The organism is Legionella moravica DSM 19234 (genome assembly GCF_000423305.1).
Classification (GTDB): domain Bacteria; phylum Pseudomonadota; class Gammaproteobacteria; order Legionellales; family Legionellaceae; genus Legionella; species Legionella moravica.
In genome coordinates this window covers 180,844-199,862 of sequence record NZ_KE384000.1, presented here as the reverse complement: position 1 = coordinate 199,862, position 19,019 = coordinate 180,844, and the positions used below count along the sequence as shown (strand labels likewise).

Below are 19,019 nucleotides of genomic sequence, written 5' to 3'. Positions count from 1 at the left end.
TAATTGATTTTTTCATCCAAAAAAAATCCCGAGTCAGTTGTTTCAATAACTAATTCGGGATGATACATCTATTCTATAACAATCAATTATTCTTCAGTTTCAGATGATGCGGCAGTACAGCAGCAGCAACAACTACTTAGTGAAGGATCAAAATTAACACTGTCATCAAACAAAACATCTACATCCAAATTGAATTCGTTATTTGAATTATCCATTAGTTTACTCTCCTGTTTATAATTTATTAGACTGGGAACCCGTAGTTTATTCCTAGAGACACATTCAAATCACCATTACCAAATTTGCTATTAACAGGAATTTGGTATCCGGCATTTAATTTAATCCCCAGATTATTTGCAAAGCGATACATTCCAAATGCTTCTACTTGAGGATCAATTCTTGAACGGCCTTGTATTGACTCAGAAGACGCTCCGTTAATACTGGAAGTGACGTATACATCACCATCATTTGTATTTTCAATTACCGCTCCGGCGCCTACTCCATAGCTGAACGAATGAAAATCGCCAAAGACTTTATCCACTGTAAAGGCAAGTTTTACAGGAGCGAGACTGATGCTTCCAGTATTTAAGGGATTTACTTTGTCTTTTTTGCCATACATTTCATAACGGGCATTAAACAACCAGTTTGCAGGAACATAATAGGATGCACCAATGTATCCTCCCCAGAAATTATTGGGGTAAAAATCATTTAAATTAATTGCAATTCCATTTGGAAAGAGAGGGGTTATTGTTTCAGGAAAAACAGCGGAGCTGCTATAAAAACCATGGGTAAAAGTAGCTCCTGCTTCTAAAAGGAGATAGCGGTCAGAGGTCATTACTGGGCCCATTGTACCCGCTATAGTTGTAGAGGACACTAATGCAAGAAACAGAGCGCTTAATTTATTGTGATGCATATAAATTCCTTCTCATAAAAAAGTTATCATCCTGAAAAATAAACTACAAAATTTGAAAGTGGAGTAAATCAAATATTGCTATATTTTTCATCGTTCATTGATATTAAAATCGATTTTAACTCTAACATTATCTTGTTGATTTTGTAAATTCTTCTGCATATTATATTTAATGGTCATTCATCAATTGATGTCTCATGCCACAAAATACTGAAATCTGACTGTTTCCCATGACTCCATATTGGTGACCAAGAGTTGGGTGTTCTCAAGCTGGAGTTACCTGAGAACAATACAGTGATTGATTAGGGAAACGGAATTTTTCCCATAAAGGCATTTTGTTGCGTAATATTTAATAGACGAGCATATTTGTTTTGGATATTAAGATTATTATTTAATGACATATGTGTAAAAAAGTCAGGGCTCAGTATTTTGGTAAAATGAAGTCCTAAAGCCTTGTCATGAGCATGATAATAATAAATATCTCGGGATATATCCTGTAGTTCTGCCAATAGCTCCTCAGTAGTGTATCGGCGAACCTGATTTAAATCCTGGATTGAATTGATGGTACAGGGCTTTACCTGATTCATGAAGGGTATGGTTTCACGAATGGTTCGCGTGTTGCATTTTTGAAATTCAAGATGGTATCCGGAGCCGGCTTTGTTTTCCAGACCCACCGAACTTTCCATGTTGTACAAAAATGAATAACATTGGTACAGTTCCTCAAAGGAAGACAGTAATGCTTCTTCCAGGGTTAAACCACTGCTTGAGCCTATCGAGTATTGAACCATATCGGCATCAGAAGATGCAAAATAAAACATAATGACTGTATGACCAGGTAATTTGTTTCCATTGTGAAAAATATAAAGCTCCCCGTTATCTAAAAATAATTCAGCTAATTCTTCATAAGGTGTGACTTCTTTTAGCAGTTGTGGATTGATGCAGTATTGATAACTTTGAGACAGCCAACTGCCTAACAGGGCTTGGCGCTCGATAAACTCCATCAACGAATTATAAAGAGCCTTTTCTTTTTTGGGATGTGATGCGCAAGCACAGCTGTCACTGTAATTAATAAATGGACTGTCTTCTTTATTGCAGGTGAGCGATATCCCGTTATAAAAAAACTCTTGAGGTTGATCGTCGAACAAATTGAAGACTTGGGTAAAAGCGAATACATGGTCCAGACAGCTTTCTTTATCAGCCACTTTTAATTGACATAAAGAACTCAATTGCTCTTGATAGGACAGAGGTTGTATCTGATTTAATTTTTTGTAACTGCTTACCTGAACACCCGTAAATAAATGATTGCGTTCATAATATTCACCATAGGCTTTACAAGGCAGAGTCAGGCCAATTCCGGTGCTTCCCCCATAACTGATAATTCCATCAATAATCATTGATTTGGGAGTGCATAAAAGGCTTTCATTACTTAATTTAATTTTTACTGGATAATGAATAGAGGCGTGTTTAACGGTACATTGTGGCAGATGCGGGTAATCCCTGAAGCGAGCCAGATCCATGTTACTCTCCATAACCAAATAACTGCGTTGTTAAGGGCAAATAAACGCCATGATCAAGTCCCAATTCATAGAGCATTTCTTGTTCACTGAAGGTTGACCAGACATTGGTGCGCAGATCATTTTGTTGTGATATCACAGTAGCATGCTGAAACATCGATCCTGCTTCCATGAGTGCATGCCGATAGCCGCGATAGCGGTATTTAAAGATGGCTTTTCCAAGATGTGCCAAGTAAAGCACAGTGAAATTAGGCCAACATTCCTGATTGTTGCCAACCGAGCCATGAAGAACTTTATTATACAAGGTCTGCAGTTCCATTTTTTTTATAAGCTGCAATTTTTTACTGATTGGGCGAAAATGATAGCACCCTGAAGGCCCCTTAAATCCATCAATTCGCTCCTGAAACAAAAATACTAATGGCTCTACTGGATAAAGTCCTCCCGCTGAGGGATAAGGCCTTTTATTGAATTCATTGGGGGAAAAGCAATTGACTAATAATTGTTGCAAAAGAGCAAAATCAATTTTTTGGTTACTGAATCGGGGGGTTGATGCTTTTCTTTGGAACGAGGTATTTTCTATGGAACTGCAATCAATATCATGGCTATGAAAAGGTGAGATTTCACATTCAGTAAATTGCACCCGATTAATCAGTTTAGGATTGATATTGGTAATGGATAGATTACCGTGTTTTAAAAACGATATGGTTTCTCTGGCAAAGGTTCGGCGTACATCCTGGTACACTTGAGAATCCAGGCTGCCTTCAATGAGTCCATTAATAAATATAGATTTGTTTTCCATTATTTAAGCAGTCTCCCGCACTTTTATCTGATTTAAATTGAGTTTCATGTCTTGTTCTGCAAAAGGAGAATGAAGCGCTGCTTCACTGACTATGGTGAAACTGTTGAGATCTGCCTGCCAAAAGCAATTGACTTGGTCGAAAGGGGTGGGAGCTTGCCAGAGATTGGTAAATTGAGCGATAAATTGATTCAGACAATAAGCAATGTAAGCCTGCTGACAGCTATTAATTTCTGGATCGGGGAATTGCGCCATTGAATTTTTTATCATGTCACGATAAAGCAACAGCCAATTGTTTTTAGTGGCTGGAATAGAGCTGTTTAGATAATTCATTATTTGATGCAAATTAGAATAATGGGTGGGTAATCCACTTCCTGCGACATACAGATTATCAATAATTAATAATTGATGAAGAACTCCTGCTGTAACAAGATAAACATCTTCATCCAGATTTTGGTATAGTGAATTAAAGGATTGATTTGAGTAGTTATTACGAAAGTAGATCACCATTGAATTTTTTTCGTAGGAGAACAGTTCTTCATTCACTAATTGAACATGATGATGTTTACTGAGTGTTTCCTGTAATACAGTTCTGATTAAAGCGACATCGCAATTAATATAGATCAGAGGTATTTTTTGCTGCAACATTGGCTTTAAAACATTTAATTGTTCAACCAGTACTTTTTTTAACGCATTAATGTCGAATCCATAGCGTTGTGAAAGCTGTATTAAAAAATCTTCAGAACACTCCAGATGAGGGCATTCTTTCAATTCAGCTAAAAGTTCTGCGAATTTTGGGTGGGGTATTTTAGCGCCCAGGTTTGCGTTAGTCAGGTAAACATCAGAAGCGACATTAACCAATTGATATTCGTTAATTACATACATGCATCATCCCCATACAAATTAAATAGTTCAAGACCCCGACTTTCATTTTTTCTCTTCGAAGGAATTGTCGAAAAGAAACGCTTTATATGGATAAAAATCAATACAGGGTCTTAAAAAAATGACATTTCAAATAGAATAAGGCTTATTTGTTTTCTATAAAGAAATGCGCTGATTCATTAATTGTACATTTAAAAGTAATTTTGTCGGATAGTGGTGTGTAATCTGTCGCGTTTAAGGGGATTAAACTGATTGAAACGTCACCGTTACTCGCAATAGTGTAGCGAATAAATTCATAGAGTGGCTGGTTGGGATATTGTGGATGATTTACGGTAAAATGCATCATGGAAGCAGCCATATAACCGGCATCATTGTTAATTGCAATTTCATTAGGGGTGTACGCTGAATTATAATTAGCCATTTTATAACCGCTGCTTGGCACTGAGCATTTAGCGTAATCAACAAAAATGCGAACTAACTGCCCCTTTGCAACAGTCTCTTTGATTTTCACATACGAATGTAATTCATTCGCAAAACCATCTAATGCTGTGAATAGCATGGCTAAAGCAACGAGTTTTCTCATATAACATCCTTCTTTTGTTGTAGTTAAATCCTTAAGAAATGAAGCAAGCGTTCATTCAGTGGAGGTTAAGTTACAAGATAAGCGGATGCTTATCAATATTTTTAAGCGGGTCTCATGAAAAACCTGCCTCTGTGTGCTTCAATCAGAAAATCTCAAAATTTGCTCTTAATGAGCCAATTGAAATACATGTAATATTACCTTATACTATGTGGGCAAAAAATAAACACATACTTTATGAGATGTTTATGCCTTCAAAAAAGCAAATTCGCCATTTTAAATGGAATTCAATCGCTGATCGTTTATTGGTTGAATTAGTGGAACAGCCGACTAGGTCAACCTGGCCTGTAATTGCAAAACACCTGGAGTTTGAGCTTCTTATAAAGCTCCCTCCTGGAAGTTGTTCGGTTTTTCCAAATGGAAAGCAGTGTCGTGAACGATGGTATGATCATTTGAATCCCAGTCTTTCTCGCGATCCTTTCACTCTAGAGCAATTGAATTATATTTTTAAACGAAAAGAAGAAGGCGCTGGTTTTGCTTTAATTGGTCGAGAATTAAATCATTCAGCGAATCAGGTTAAAAATTCATATTACTGTATTAAAAGACATAAAAAAGGTACTATTCACACTGTATCCAGTGATTTTGATGTTCAACCTGCCGAGCCCAATATCCAAATGAGCAGTTCGGTAATTTCAGTTTCTGATGATTGCGACCCCCTCAATCTGTCTTCGATCCCGTGTGGAAGCCAGCAGTTACGTTTTTTTTCTGACGTGAGCTCTGCTGCCTCTTCAGTTTCTGACGATTATGCTCCACCCTTGATGATATCGAGCCCATGTGTCAGTCGGAGCATGAGTTTCTTTTCTAAATTATCAGAGTCATCCTGTGATTTATTATTAAATGAATTGTATGATTTGCGTGATTTAGGAGAGCAGGCTGAAGACATGCTCAGTGAGCCATTCTTTTCTATTTAAACACTGATCAGGAATATTTCGGAATCGCCAAAATCGTAATCATCAACTCACCAGAGTAGGTATATTCCTGATTAGTATCTGTTTTGTAAGGAATATATTGCCCCATTTTGTAACCATCAGTGCTCATCTGAAACATGGATGGCTGCATGGTCTATAATAACTGTGTAGTTATTTAACTGATAAACCTGGTTAAGTACTGGACGTAGGGGTAAATAGATAAGATGTTAATAGACCCTAATTGATCATTAATTAATGTGAGTCGTTTTATTTGTATGATCAAACCTTGATTACGTGAACTTATTGCTAGTCAGGATTCCTGTCTGGATCCTGGTTTCTTGTGGTGAACAAAAATGGACAAGTACATCGATCGAAGAGAAGCGGGAATCATTCTGGCTAAGCATCTTAAATCATACGCTCACCAGGCGGATGTGATTATTTTGGCATTACCTCGTGGGGGAGTCCCTGTAGCGTATGAGTTGGCAAGGGAACTGTCTTTGCCCTTTGATGTGTTTATCGTTCGAAAATTAGGAGTTCCTGGGCATGAAGAGCTTGCCATGGGGGCAATTGCATCGGGTGGAACCCTACTGTTTAATGAGCCTTTGATGAAGCAATTAAATCTGGATTCATCATCCGTTAAAGCGATTGTTGAACGAGAGCAGAAAGAATTAGAACGTAGAGAGCTTTTATATCATGGGAATCGCACTTATCCGTCCTTGAATGGAAAAACCATTATTTTAGTAGATGACGGCATTGCAACCGGTTTTACCATGCGAGCAGCCGTTGCTGCAATTCGTAAACAGCAACCCGCATCGCTTGTTGTTGCTGTTCCGGTTGCTGAATATTCAACATGCGAGGAACTGGCTGCAATGGTGGATCAATTAGTCTGTCCACTGAAACCTATTAACTTTTATGCGGTGGGTCTTTGGTATGATAATTTTCCCCAGACATCGGATGAAGAGGTTATTTACTTGCTAAAGCAATCCATATAAAAAATAACGTAAGTTGAATTGTGCGACATGTATTAAATCGTATTATATTGGGATTAATGGCAGTAAACATAAAGGGATACACGATTATGGGAATGGGGCGTATATTAGCCTGTATTGCTGTATTTTTTTGGGGAGCTGCTTATATTTGGGGTAAAACAACCATGACCTGGTTAACCCCTCTGGATACCGCAACAGCACGATTTGGTTTTGGAGCGATTATACTCCTGGCGCTAATCCTTTTTGTAGAAAAACCAAAACTATCCAGCTTAAAAGGTCATTGGTGGCATTATTTTTTACTTGGTTTTATAGGAATAACCTGCTTTCAAGTCGGTTTATTTTTTGCATTAAGTGTTACTTCTCCTATAACTGTTGCTGTAATTATGGCCCTATCACCTGTATTTACTGCGATTGCAGAAGGAATAGTGAGTAAAGAAATTCCAAGCATCCATACCGTCATTGCAATAATTGTTTCAGTAAGTGGTGCAACATTGGCTGTTCTGGGGTCCAGCGATACAGGAATCTCGAATTTAAGTCTCAATTGGGGAGATTCTATCGCGCTCCTTTCCGCTCTTTGCTTTTCGTTTTATACCGTCGCTTCGCGCCGTTGGTTGCCGGCTCATGTGACTCCTTTAATCAACATAACCATCGTAGTGATTATTGGGGCTATACTCTTGCTTGTTTTAGCCTTGGTTTTAAGTCCCATGCCTAAGCTCCCCGTATCGATGGTACCGGTTTGGTCCCTGGTTGGCCTCGTTATTGGTGCCACGGTAATTGCTTATATATGCTGGACACAGGCGATTGAGCGAATAGGTGTCACTGAACCTAATTTAATTTATAACTTTATGCCGCTAGTGACCATGATGTTATCAGTCTTCCGCGGTACTCCACCTACTTTGCTGCAAGTATTAGGTTCAGGAATGGTTATTGGAGGCGTAACCTGGGCTATGGTTCAAAATAAGCCAGAAGTTAGGGGCGAAGATAAACTTATCGTTTAACGAATTATTGCAATCAGCAGAGTGTTTCTTAATAGTTGCTTAAGTTTTATTCTTTACAATACTGCATCATGTCTAATCATTAACTGCAAATGGTGTACCACTATGATTGAATTAGTACAATTGGATGCCTTGTTTCTTCATATTAACTCAAAATTACCCAATATTAATTTAGAGGGGTCTAACAGTTTGAATAAAGATCAGATTGATTTTCTCTTGGGTATTAATAGAGACAATTTAACCCAATCTTTGCTGAAACATGGTGAATACACTGAAGGTTATCAATTGAACAAAGAAGGCAAAAAGCGATTGAGCCAGATTTTGTTGGTACAACAAAAGCTTATAGAAAAACTGGAGGCAGCAAAGTATCTTTTAGTGCAGATTAAAAATGCTTATGAACAAAATGATGATGTTTTGGTGAATGAACTTCATCGCGATTTTTTTAATGAATATTTAACCTGGTTTCAATTGAATTGTTTTGAAGAGAAACAATTGGACGTGTTGAATCTTATTAAATCTAATTTGTTAACGCCTCAGACAAACATCAATCGCATTATTATGAATCATTTACAAAATCAAACAGCAACACCCAAAGATCTTGTTGTCATAGGTGCAGGCCCAACGGGTTTAATGGCTGCATTAAAACTTTATGAATCCGGAGCCAATGTGACTCTTCTTGAGGCACGTCAGGGGGAACAGTTACATACTCGGAAACAGGCCGTTGTATTAGATCCTTCAATTATGGCTGATTTACGTCATTATTTGGGATCAGCAGAATACAATAGATTATTTTATCGCGGGCATATCTATCCTGATGGCCGAGGTCACATCGTGATTAAGGATCTGGAGCGGGCGTTAATGAGCCGGTTAGTTGAGCTATCCAGATTTAATTCATCAAATCTTAAGATTGTAACCGGAGTGAAAGCTCATGAAATCATCCCCCCGGATGATACTCATAAAAAGTTTCGTGTCGGTGTTTTGAATCATAAAACGCGCTTTGAATGCGACTATGTCTATTGCGCTGAAGGGGGGCGAAATGCGTTTTCCAATCCGCTTTATTTGCTGAAATCACCTAATAAAGCTGAAGTTAATCGCAATGAGACACCTAACGCATACATCACGATGATTTATGATATTGTGGAAAATAACCGTCAGAATCCTTTTCAGATTAATGGACAATTAACTCATATCAAAAAAATTCGCGATGAATTTCAGCCATCAAGAATTCAAATTGAAGGATTTATTTCAGGTGTTTTAAATTCATCTTTTGATCATTTTATTGAATTGAAACGTTCTATTAATAATGATGAATTAACTCAACAATTGAGTCAGGCGTTTGATGAATTGATCCATTCGGATACTTTCAAAATCAAAATTGATGAAAAAGAAGATAATTTGAGAACGTTTGAAACTAAGGGACAATTTTATATTGCCACCAAGGTGCCTCCTGAATTGCAAACTTTCATGCAATTGCTCAATCAAATAGCCAATGATTCTGCATCTAAGGATCAAAGTAAACACTTTGCGCGACTTATCCATATCAATATGCAATTGGAATGGTCTAGGCTATTGACCCATAAGTTCCCGTTTCTAAATGATCCGCGAGTCCGATTAGATACTAAAAATTCGCAGAGTTTTATTGTCAATCCTCAGGGTACTGCGATTGCCGCGCGTATCTTAAAGCACCAGGAACAGGAGTTAATGGTTTTGGCTGGTGGGGATTTATTCCGAGCACCCCATTTTTATAGTGGATCAGGTCTATCAAGCGCTCATGCCGAAGTGAATGCCTTCAATCAATACTTTCAATTAGCGCAGGATAATCCCGATAACCAGCGCCAATACCAGGCACATTTTTTAGGTGAAATGCAGCATATTGCTCATTTTGTTGATAAAAAAATGGCTGAATATTGCCGATTGGATCGCGTATTGCATTCACCAGCCGATATTTTAATAGAGGAAGTGGGTACAGAGGCCATTAATATGGAGCGCATGTTACACAATATTCGCTCTCATCGTGATTACTTACGTGAAGGACTGTCTTCATTCAGCATCATAAGAACTCTGTTCCAGGGGCTGAGGCAAGAAAAATTAACTATTCTTGATTTACTGGTTAAAAAGATGGAAGCACAATCTTGTTATCATGATTGTCGAGAAGTACTAAAAGAAGTGTTAACACAAGACAATGTGACTCTCCTGGCGAAACATCGTTACTCTATATGGAGTAGTGGAAAAACACGATCAGCAGATTTTGTAGAAAATCTTAAGGAATCATTGGATGTGATTAATGAGAGTGAGCGATTTTATATTGAAACACCTGAAATGAACATTTAAGGTATCGTAGGACTTATTAACTGCAAGACAAGTGATTTTATTGATGTAAAATGTTATAGCCATGGCTCGGTTTTATGAGCCTATGCTATACTGTTACAATCATAAACCCCTTCCGGGTACGAAAGGATGATTCCCCGACTGACCGCTTCTTCAGCTGTTCCTCCATCAGTTCGTTTATTTTTACAATCCTTGACCGAAGACGTCGGCTTTCATGGTGAGATTGATGAGTCTTTGAGTAGTCGGTTAATTATTTCGACTGATAACAGCGTTTATCAAGTGTTGCCTCAAGCGGTAATTTTTCCTAAAAGTGAACACGACATTGCGGCCATTTTTACTTTGGCACAACGTAAAGAATATCAGCATCTTTCTTTTTCTCCCCGCGGCGGTGGTACTGGCACAAATGGCCAATCTTTGAATACAGGAATCATCATTGATTGCTCACGGTATATGAATTCCATTATTGAGGTAAATCCAGAGGAAGGGTGGGTTATTGTTGAGCCAGGGGTTGTACTGGATCAGTTAAATGATTTTTTGAAAAAATACAATAAATTCTTCGCGCCCACTTTATCTACAAGTAACAGGGCGACATTGGGCGGTATGGTGAGTACGGATGCCAGCGGCAAAGGATCTCGTTTGTACGGTAAAACCAGCCAGCATGTTCTGGCAATAACTGCCGTGTATCCCGATGGTCAGACTCACACCAGTGAAGAAATTGATGTGTCTCGTCTGGATGAGATGAAAAACCTGCCGGGCAGGGTGGGGCAACTGTATCGGCAAGTGGAACAAACAGTACGAGATCATCGCTCTTTGATTTGCAGTCAATTTCCTAAATTAGATCGTTTTATGACTGGTTATAATCTGACTCGAATTTACTCTTCTGATGGCCGGCGCTTTAATCTTAATGCGGTATTAACCGGTTCAGAAGGCACCTTGGCTTATGTGACCGGGATCAAACTTAAACTAACCAACATTCCTAAATTCAAAGTTCTTTTTGTGGTTTTGTATTCCTCTTTTAAAGAAGCGCTTGCACAGGCGAAAGATTTGGTTCTATTCGAGCCAGAAGCAATTGAAACGATTGATGAAACGGTTTTGAATTTAGCTAAAACAGACATTATTTATCACAATATTCGTGCTTTTGTTACCACAAAAGGAGCAATTGATCCAGCGGCGCTGAACCTTGTGGAGTTCGTTGCTGATGATGAGGAGCAATTGAAACAGAAGGTGGATTCCTTAAAAGCACATTTGCAGAATTTTGATTATCATTACGTCGATAAGAAAAAAGACATTGCTAGTCTCTGGGAGCTGCGTAAGCGCAGTGTGGGTTTGTTGGGTAAAACAGAAGGAATAAGAAAGCCGGTTTCAGGAGTTGAAGATACGGTAGTTCCTCCTGAACATCTTCCCGACTATGTGCGTGAATTTCGTGAGATACTGGATTCCTATGGCTTGCAGTATGGCATGTTTGGTCATATTGATGTGGGGTGTTTGCACGTACGTCCTGCATTGAATTTAATGGATGCCCAAGACAGGCAAAAATATTATGAAATTACGGAGCAGGTAGCGCATCTGACCCAAAAATATGGCGGTGTATTGTGGGGGGAACACGGTAAGGGGTTTCGAAGTGAATATGTACCTATGTTTTTCGGAGAAACTTTATATGAAGAGCTTAGAAAAATTAAAACAAGTTGTGATCCCTACAATCAATTAAATCCCGGAAAAATTGCAGTGCCTCTCGGGATTAATATGCCTTTAATGCGTGTAGCATCAGAAGAGACTCGAGCCAGTTCAGATTTACAAATCTCCGAAACTCTAAGAGAGACTTACCAATTGGCTATAAATTGTAATGGTAATGGGGTGTGTTTTGATTACAAAATCGACGACGTCATGTGCCCTTCTTATAAAATCACTCGTGATAGAGTTCATTCACCTAAAGGACGGGCTAGTCTTGTCAGGGAGTGGCTGAGGCAACTTGGGAAATCCAATAACGACACTTCACCCGCAAATCCATTAAGGCGATTGATTAACAGCTACCATAAAAAGAGGGGGCAATACGATTTTTCTCATGAAGTCTATTCGGCCATGGAAGGATGTCTTTCCTGTCAAGCCTGTAAATCACAATGTCCCGTTAATATTAATGTGCCTTCATTCAGATCGCGATTTTTAGAAGCCTATCATTCACGCTATTTTCGGTCACTGAACAATTATTTGATTGCCTACAGTGAACGTATGGGGTATTACCAAAGTAAATTTCCCAGATTGAGCAATTTTTTTCTCTCCAATCGAGTTATTCTCCGTTTTTTGGAAAAAACAGCAGGTTTCGTTAATCCCCCATTATTTAGTAGTCCCCAGCTTTCAGTATTATTGAAAAAAGAACAGATCCCTTTATTGAATCTAAATCAACTCCCTCCACCCGGAACATCAGTTGTGTTGATCCAGGATTGGGTGACCAGTTTTTATGAAGCAGATTTAGTCATAAAAACCTGTTTACTGGTGCGGCAATTAGGTTATGAAATCTATGTGATGCCCTGGTTTGAGAATGGAAAATCCCTTCATGTTCAGGGAAAGTTGAAACAATTTGCTCGAGTAGCTCATAAAAATGCATTGGTTTTGGAGCAGTTGGCACGTCACCATGTCACAATGATAGGGATTGATCCTGCTATGGTATTAACCTATAGAAATGAATATCCGGATCTCTTAAAAAAGACTGTTGAGTACCGGGTTTTATTAATTCAGGAATGGTTATCGGAGCAAATGGGAAGTCAGGATTCAAATCAATTCAAAATAACAAACTCAGAAATCAGGACACAATATAATTTACTGAGTCATTGCACAGAACAATCTAATTGCAATGAAGCACAGGAGCAGTGGCAGAGGGTATTTGCATTCCTGGGACTTCACCTAAACCTGATAAAAACTGGATGTTGTGGCATGGCAGGTTCTTATGGCCATGAAGTTATTCATCAAAATGAGTCAAAAGGGTTGTTTGAACTCTCCTGGAAGCCATTTTTTGCCGATGAGCAAGCAGCACAATCAAATCTTGTGGATGGGTATTCTTGTCGCACTCAAGTGAACTATCGGACGGGATATCAAACGCGACATCCGGTTGAGGTGGTGTATGATTTATTATCACTTCATCATCAAAGTATCGATAGCTAATGCACGTTACCCACTCTATAGATTTTTACTGTCGTTATCGTTTCGTCAAACCCAGTCGCGGGGGTATCATGTGACGAAACGACGACTAATCGCAAAAACTCTTATTGTAAGGAGCAAGTATTTTGTTCGACCTCTTGGTCAAACATAAGTATGTGAGGGTTATCCTTTAATAAATTTGCAACGCGTTCCTGAGTTAAACGCAACGCATCAAAATGCATGTCAAAAAAGCAATGAGTAAATTTGGAGGCGCTGTCTGTTCCGTTTGGCACATCTACCTGAAATTTTAAAGTAATCTTCATTTGTTCACAGGATTCTCTAAATTTAAAAAAAGAGGCCCAAGTTCCTGATCGCGGAAGAAGAATATCTTTTACTCGGTATTGTGTTTGCCTGCTTGTACTAATATTCATGGGATCAATGTCGTTATTAATAATATAATCTTTAAAGCAGTCACGATCTATGCCTTTAAAATTTTCTATAGTGACGATCCCAAACAATCCGGGCACTAACTCAATCAATGAATCAGGATTATCCATTGCAAAAATAATTTTTAATATTTTGACAAGATTATTACCTACATATTTTTGAAGACTCCGATCTTCAAAAAAAACTTCAGGTGCTTTTGCTGTTGATTCTTCATCCAACTGCTTTTTAACAGACTCGCTACTTGCTGACATAATTCAAACCTTATTTTAAATGTTACTACTACCAAAAAAATTGAAGTAGTGACTTATAAACAACCCAAGCTTTCTAGTAATATAGATATAGGTTGTTATCGAAACTGGCACACGGTTCAATATACTAAACTGATATATTGCTGAGAGCAATCCAAAAGCTTGCGGTTTGACAGCAGACAAAGAGTTTGGTGGAAATGTCCTGTTTTCATGGTTGTGATCATGTTATTTACCTTCATATTTATATCGCATTTGTTACTTACATATGAAATACATCCTCAACGGTTGATTTAGCACGGTTGATAGTAGCGTTTGCTATTGTCTCTATAAATCTCTCATCAATTTGATTAAAATGTTCGAGTACCTCATTGCAGTAGGTCAATGCATCCCCACTTGTACATCTTAAACTAATATCGGAATTCATCATTGAATTAACGAGATTTACAATAGCTTGTTCAGTAACTGTATAGTCCGATTTATTAATAGATACATTTGCCTTGCCTTCATTGAAAGAAACTGCATATATTTCTGGGAATAAATACATTGTTACAATACCCATGGCATAGATATCTTTGTAGAAGCCGTCTCCAAAAGTATGAGGGTCACTATATGCAGGAGTCCATGCAAAAGATTTAGATGAGCCTTTTTTATGTGAAGTACCAAAATCAATTAGATTCAGGGATCCATTATTTGGGTTGAGAATAAAATTTTGACATTTTACATCTCCATGTACTCGGTAGTGTTGGTGTAACATATTAAGATCAGCTAAGCCGGATTTGAGGCATCCAAGTCTTTTTTCTATTGGCATTTGTAATAGTTCACTTGCATTATAAAGATGCAATCCCTTTTCACGTTGCCAATCTGAAACTATGCTTGTTGTCCCGTTTCTCAAAAAATAAAATGCTTGTCGTCCAAGTAATCGATGATATTTTACCTCACGGCTCGCTTCTTTTTGAGCTTTAGACGGATCTGATTCCACTAATTTTTTAATGCCATAAATAGGTTCATTGGAATCAGGTAAATTGTACCCTTTTTTGACTTTACCAAAACCGCCACTTTCATATTGTGTACTGTGTTCTATAAAGAAACAATTTTCATTGTCTAATATATATTCAGAGCGAGGAGCACTTGTATTTTTCTTGCTATTTTTATTCACAGTTGAGTCTAGAACAGGGGGTAATTTCTCCATTATTCGATTGAATGTTTTTTCCAAAGAAGGTTGATCTAATAGTTTACTTGTTATAAGCCTCGATACTATTCCATGAAGTCGTCTAAGATTAGCATCAGATAAAGAAAAGAGTGTTTCTAGCTGTTCCTTGCTAATATTGAAGCTACTCTCATGAAATAACTCCAATACATTTAAAACACCTGTTTTAAATAAATCAGCATTTGATTTTATTAAAATTAATTCAAAGCAATTAGTTAATGATTTTTGATCCAGTAAATCGGCTTTTTTTAAATAATCAATTGTTCGATAGAATCGAATTCCACTAAATTCTTTATTGATTAGTTTATTAACTATTTCTTTATTTTCCGTTAACAAAGACTCCTCCGATAAAATTTTTAATATTTGTTTTATTGAAAAATCATCATTATTACAAACAAAATCAAAGGTTTTATCATCTAATAAGTCATTTTCCTGTAATAATTTCATAGCATCGTTTTTATTTAGGAAAAATTTGAAGTCTTGCTTTAAAAGCATTATCAACGTTTCACTCTTCAAATGAAATTCTTTAGATTCAACTAATGTTGTTATGAGTTCAACAAGGTAATGAATATTGCTGTTTATGCATATGGATTGAATTAGTTCTTCATTAAGGGTAACTTTTGCACGATTTAGCAGCGCAATTAGGGCGTCAAGTGAATAAAGAGATTCCCGATGTGCAAAATGTACTAGGCATGCATCATTTAAACAATTGGCTTTATCAAGCTCTTGTACTATTTGAAAGACAGTGTTTAGTCCATCAGTTTTGGTAGTAAGTAAGTTAAGTGAGGTTGATGTAAGATGATTTTTTTTATGTAAAAATCTTAAAGATTGCTCAATTGCTGGATAATAAAAAGCTGATCGGGAAGCTATTGCTAAAACTGCTGCAAGAATTTCTGAGTTTAGACTAATGCGTTCAAATGTTAATCCACAAAATAAGGTATTTAAAAGGCAACGCCACTCATGTGAAAGGCCATAAATAATTGTAAAATTAGCTTGGGAAATTACCTGGGCACTTTTCAAAACGTTAAAAATATCAAACAAGTAACTACTGTTTAGACTCGCTCTTATTGATCGGATAAATTGCAAATTGCTATTAGCGTCGTTCAGTTCGGGTACTTTTTTGAGCAGCCTAAAAATGTCTGTAACAGTTAACTCATAATCATCTTGAACATGTTCATATTTTTGTAAGTATTGTTTAAATTTTTTGGCTCTTTCATGATCTCCATACACATATTTGCGAAAATACCATGTTTGATCATATTCATTTACTAACTGTCGAAGTTCCAGTAATTTCATTTTGGTTCCTTATTTTTAGGAAACTCACATAAGCAATGTGCTCAAACTCTATCATCTAGAATAAATAATAAAAATATGTTGATGATATTATTGATAAAAATATTCTTGGATAAGGCTACAGACTAATTAACAGTCTTGTCATAAGTCATACAACTTTAACGAAAGGTCAGAGGATAGGGGGGCAAGTCTTTTGATTGCAAGTAAAATAAATTAACACTCTTATTTTGAATAATTAAACAAATTAATTAACCCACAACTTGGTGTTCGCTCATTGAAATAATTAGTAGTGTAGGTGGTTCATAAATTTAACATTTTGACTTCCGTATTGACAGAACACCATTTTAGGTGTGCTATTAAATAAAAAGAGTTGATATTGTGATAACAGAGGTTTAAATAACGAAAAATGCTCTTAAAGATTTGAAAAGAACACAAATAAGGGGCAAAGAAAGGGGGGCCCGAAAAGAACCTTTGATCATTGGCATTATGATGAAATGGATCAAGGAAGACCTTATAATTATGTTAATGCAGGTAAGGATGATATTGGGTAAATAGTATTTAGATAACAAGATAACTATCTGATACAAAAAATTAAAAGTATCTATGTGTTATAAGTCATGATGTCTTAAAAAATAGGGGAGAGCGGTTTCCACCCCAAAAAACGGTTGTTTTGTGAGATGACTGCATACAGAATACCAGACGGTGTTGCGGATCCTCTGGATGAAATCAAATGGGAATTGAACCGACAGTATTATTAGCTTTACCTTAAGTTTTAGTTACCGCTACAGAGTTACAGATTCCAAACTAACTGTTTCCATGGTAGAAATTTTTGCTGGCTTTAATGGTTTAAAAAAGAATAGGCGTGGGTTGCCATCATATTTTTTGATCGGCTCAGACTCTACGTGTTTCAATGTTTTTTTTAAAATAGCGCACGAGGCTATATTTTCAGGATGGGCGGTAGCTACAATTTCCTTTGGTAAAGGACCTCCATGCTCAGCAGCAATAACTCCAACAGCATGTTTAATGTATTTTTTTGCAGCAATCGCGATTTCAGTACCATAACCTTTGCCCCAAACAGCTTTATCTATGAAAAATCCAATTTCTATAACATTCGCATGACCGGCGCCAGTTGTATGATAGGTTTCCAACTCTTTTTTGATTGAAACCGAACCAACAAACTGATTCGTGTCGTTTTCATAAATTGAAAACAGACTGAATGGATCGCCGTTATTCCAGGCAGAAGTTTTCAGATCAATAACCGTTTGAACCAACTCAAGAGACCAGGTTTTTCCATCATTAAGCAATTTAACGATTTCTGAATCACCTAGTAGTTTTGAATAATTGTGTACCAAGGTTGCTCGCGAATCTTGATTCAATGATTTGAATGTGAGTCGATTTGTATGTATTGAGGTAATACATGTATCTGATTTAATTGATACATTACCAATTCTTTTTGATTTGTAATTAAATGTTGTCATCAGCAATCCTTATTAATTCCAATTGATGTGAGTTGTTTCAAAATCTTAGCGGTATGTCTGGTGCCATTCGAGCCTTTGTAGCTGACATAGTAACAACAATAGAATTTTGTGATCATCAATAAGATACCTCATGTGTCCTCGCTTCTAAAATAAGAGAAACGAGTTTGCCAAATTGCTCACTGGTAACTTTTCGTTCAGGAATATCTGTGTTTACGCGATGAACAATTACAAGATCCCATGATGGTACGATAAGAATGAAATGCCCTCCTGCGCCACGTGCTGAGAATGAGCCCTCTGGCAAAATCACGCCAGGGAAATGCTGGCCGTTCACGGCCACCCACCAAAGATAACCGTAACCTCCTGCATTGTAAGTATCGTCAATCGACCAGGGGGTTGTACTTTCTTTTACCCAGTCGGAAGGAATGATCTGATGATTATTCCAATTGCCCTGCTTGAGAAACAATAAACCAAAACGAGCCATATCACGAGCGGTCATACGAAAGGGGTAGGCTGGGTGAATGGATTCGCTGCCCGTAATATATTCCCCATCTTCCAAGCGAAAGTCCTCCATGCCTATAATATCTGCAATACGAATTTTGAATTCCGCAAATATTGATTTTTTTACCAGTTGTTCAAAAATCGTTCCCAAGGCATTAAAGTCCCAATTGTTATAATACCAAAATGTATTGGGCAGATGACTGCCGCGTGGCGGGCGTGTGGACGACATTTTCTCTGTTTCATAAAGGGCAGGGTGATATACCCCAGACCGAGCTTTTAATAAATCACGTACGGTTGCCGTTTGTTCAAGAGCAGTTAATGAGGGCGCATTGTCATTAATATCAAGTTCGGCCAATGTTGCATCAAGGCTTATCGTTTTCTCTTTGATGTGTATGCCATACAGGGCATTAAGAAAACTTTTTCGAATGGAGTGTATGTTGAATCGTGTTGTTGTTTCGCCCCACTCATCCAAAATTTCTCCATTTACTACAATCATGACTGCCGCTGTATCGATGGTTAAAGAGTAGTCTCTGGCGGCTTTAAGAACTTCTCTCGACCAGCCCAATGTTTCTGGTGACTCCATGTGCTTCCAACTGGTTTTTGGGTAATTTTCAGTATGAGAAAAAGCATTAGCCTGAAAACTTGCCAAGCACAGAATGATTCCAATTCGTCCCCATATCCTTGTATATTTATTCACGAAGAACTCCGGATTGTATTGATACAAAAAGCAATGGAGTATTGTACCGGGTGAATATGC

At 37.5% G+C, this 19,019-nt stretch carries 15 protein-coding genes; 5 read left to right on the top strand and 10 right to left on the bottom strand.

From position 1 onward, the window contains the following. Positions 1 to 86: 86 nt before the first annotated feature. The 6 genes from G543_RS19455 to G543_RS0112765 form a co-directional block, all read right to left on the bottom strand. On the bottom strand, positions 87 to 215 hold the full coding sequence (locus G543_RS19455) for a hypothetical protein (RefSeq protein WP_255411172.1): 129 nt from the start codon (positions 213 to 215) through the stop codon (positions 87 to 89). Positions 216 to 241: 26 nt separating this feature from the next. Continuing rightward, positions 242 to 910, bottom strand: coding sequence for a hypothetical protein (locus G543_RS0112785; RefSeq protein WP_028384872.1), 669 nt, complete (start codon positions 908 to 910; stop codon positions 242 to 244). A gap of 299 nt (positions 911 to 1,209) precedes the next feature. Further along, entirely contained in the window at positions 1,210 to 2,424 is a 1,215-nt protein-coding gene (locus G543_RS0112780; RefSeq protein WP_028384871.1) for a YcaO-like family protein, read from the bottom strand. 1 nt (position 2,425) lies between these two features. Then, positions 2,426 to 3,220 carry a nitroreductase family protein gene (locus tag G543_RS18485; protein ID WP_028384870.1) on the bottom strand — a complete coding sequence of 265 codons (795 nt, stop codon included), beginning with the start codon at positions 3,218 to 3,220 and terminating at the stop codon, positions 2,426 to 2,428. A 3-nt stretch (positions 3,221 to 3,223) separates the two neighbouring features. Next, positions 3,224 to 4,102: a hypothetical protein gene (locus G543_RS0112770; protein ID WP_028384869.1), complete on the bottom strand. Its 879-nt coding sequence runs from the start codon at positions 4,100 to 4,102 to the stop codon at positions 3,224 to 3,226. 142 nt (positions 4,103 to 4,244) lie between these two features. After that, a complete protein-coding gene (locus G543_RS0112765) occupies positions 4,245 to 4,682 on the bottom strand; it encodes a VirK family protein (RefSeq protein ID WP_028384868.1) in 438 nt (145 codons plus the stop codon). A gap of 245 nt (positions 4,683 to 4,927) precedes the next feature. On the opposite strand from G543_RS0112765, the gene G543_RS0112760 reads away from it, so the two are divergent. From G543_RS0112760 to G543_RS0112735, 5 genes are all read left to right on the top strand, one after another. Beyond that, positions 4,928 to 5,650: an SANT/Myb-like DNA-binding domain-containing protein gene (locus G543_RS0112760; RefSeq protein WP_162145894.1), complete on the top strand. Its 723-nt coding sequence runs from the start codon at positions 4,928 to 4,930 to the stop codon at positions 5,648 to 5,650. Between the two features lie 350 nt (positions 5,651 to 6,000). Beyond that, positions 6,001 to 6,639, top strand: coding sequence for a phosphoribosyltransferase (locus tag G543_RS0112750; protein ID WP_028384866.1), 639 nt, complete (start codon positions 6,001 to 6,003; stop codon positions 6,637 to 6,639). A 56-nt stretch (positions 6,640 to 6,695) separates the two neighbouring features. Continuing rightward, positions 6,696 to 7,634 carry a DMT family transporter gene (locus tag G543_RS0112745; protein WP_081675671.1) on the top strand — a complete coding sequence of 313 codons (939 nt, stop codon included), beginning with the start codon at positions 6,696 to 6,698 and terminating at the stop codon, positions 7,632 to 7,634. 102 nt (positions 7,635 to 7,736) lie between these two features. Then, positions 7,737 to 9,962, top strand: coding sequence for an FAD-dependent oxidoreductase (locus tag G543_RS0112740; RefSeq protein WP_028384864.1), 2,226 nt, complete (start codon positions 7,737 to 7,739; stop codon positions 9,960 to 9,962). Between the two features lie 126 nt (positions 9,963 to 10,088). After that, a complete protein-coding gene (locus G543_RS0112735) occupies positions 10,089 to 13,115 on the top strand; it encodes an FAD-binding and (Fe-S)-binding domain-containing protein (protein WP_028384863.1) in 3,027 nt (1,008 codons plus the stop codon). A 101-nt stretch (positions 13,116 to 13,216) separates the two neighbouring features. Here G543_RS0112735 and G543_RS0112730 read toward each other — a convergent pair whose 3' ends face one another. From G543_RS0112730 to G543_RS17905, 4 genes are all read right to left on the bottom strand, one after another. Then, positions 13,217 to 13,789: a hypothetical protein gene (locus G543_RS0112730; RefSeq protein ID WP_028384862.1), complete on the bottom strand. Its 573-nt coding sequence runs from the start codon at positions 13,787 to 13,789 to the stop codon at positions 13,217 to 13,219. Between the two features lie 256 nt (positions 13,790 to 14,045). Next, positions 14,046 to 16,289, bottom strand: a complete 2,244-nt coding sequence (locus G543_RS0112725) for a protein kinase domain-containing protein (RefSeq protein ID WP_028384861.1) — start codon at positions 16,287 to 16,289, stop codon at positions 14,046 to 14,048. Between the two features lie 779 nt (positions 16,290 to 17,068). Next, complete coding sequence (locus G543_RS0112720; protein WP_028384860.1) at positions 17,069 to 17,764, bottom strand: GNAT family N-acetyltransferase; 696 nt, start codon at positions 17,762 to 17,764, stop codon at positions 17,069 to 17,071. A gap of 115 nt (positions 17,765 to 17,879) precedes the next feature. After that, positions 17,880 to 18,959, bottom strand: a complete 1,080-nt coding sequence (locus tag G543_RS17905) for a serine hydrolase domain-containing protein (protein ID WP_115343551.1) — start codon at positions 18,957 to 18,959, stop codon at positions 17,880 to 17,882. Positions 18,960 to 19,019: the final 60 nt, after the last annotated feature.

Bases quoted from the DNA above. Each gene is read 5' to 3' on its own strand.
- G543_RS0112735 (WP_028384863.1), top strand. From the start codon at position 10,089: ATGATTCCCCGACTGACCGCTTCTTCAGCTGTTCCTCCATCAGTTCGT.
- G543_RS0112750 (WP_028384866.1), top strand. From the start codon at position 6,001: ATGGACAAGTACATCGATCGAAGAGAAGCGGGAATCATTCTGGCTAAG.
- G543_RS19455 (WP_255411172.1), bottom strand. From the start codon at position 215: ATGGATAATTCAAATAACGAATTCAATTTGGATGTAGATGTTTTGTTT.
- G543_RS0112745 (WP_081675671.1), top strand. From the start codon at position 6,696: ATGGCAGTAAACATAAAGGGATACACGATTATGGGAATGGGGCGTATA.
- G543_RS0112785 (WP_028384872.1), bottom strand. From the start codon at position 910: ATGCATCACAATAAATTAAGCGCTCTGTTTCTTGCATTAGTGTCCTCT.
- G543_RS0112765 (WP_028384868.1), bottom strand. From the start codon at position 4,682: ATGAGAAAACTCGTTGCTTTAGCCATGCTATTCACAGCATTAGATGGT.
- G543_RS0112730 (WP_028384862.1), bottom strand. From the start codon at position 13,789: ATGTCAGCAAGTAGCGAGTCTGTTAAAAAGCAGTTGGATGAAGAATCA.
- G543_RS0112770 (WP_028384869.1), bottom strand. From the start codon at position 4,102: ATGTATGTAATTAACGAATATCAATTGGTTAATGTCGCTTCTGATGTT.
- G543_RS0112760 (WP_162145894.1), top strand. From the start codon at position 4,928: ATGCCTTCAAAAAAGCAAATTCGCCATTTTAAATGGAATTCAATCGCT.
- G543_RS0112725 (WP_028384861.1), bottom strand. From the start codon at position 16,289: ATGAAATTACTGGAACTTCGACAGTTAGTAAATGAATATGATCAAACA.
- G543_RS0112780 (WP_028384871.1), bottom strand. From the start codon at position 2,424: ATGGATCTGGCTCGCTTCAGGGATTACCCGCATCTGCCACAATGTACC.
- G543_RS18485 (WP_028384870.1), bottom strand. From the start codon at position 3,220: ATGGAAAACAAATCTATATTTATTAATGGACTCATTGAAGGCAGCCTG.
- G543_RS0112740 (WP_028384864.1), top strand. From the start codon at position 7,737: ATGATTGAATTAGTACAATTGGATGCCTTGTTTCTTCATATTAACTCA.
- G543_RS0112720 (WP_028384860.1), bottom strand. From the start codon at position 17,764: ATGACAACATTTAATTACAAATCAAAAAGAATTGGTAATGTATCAATT.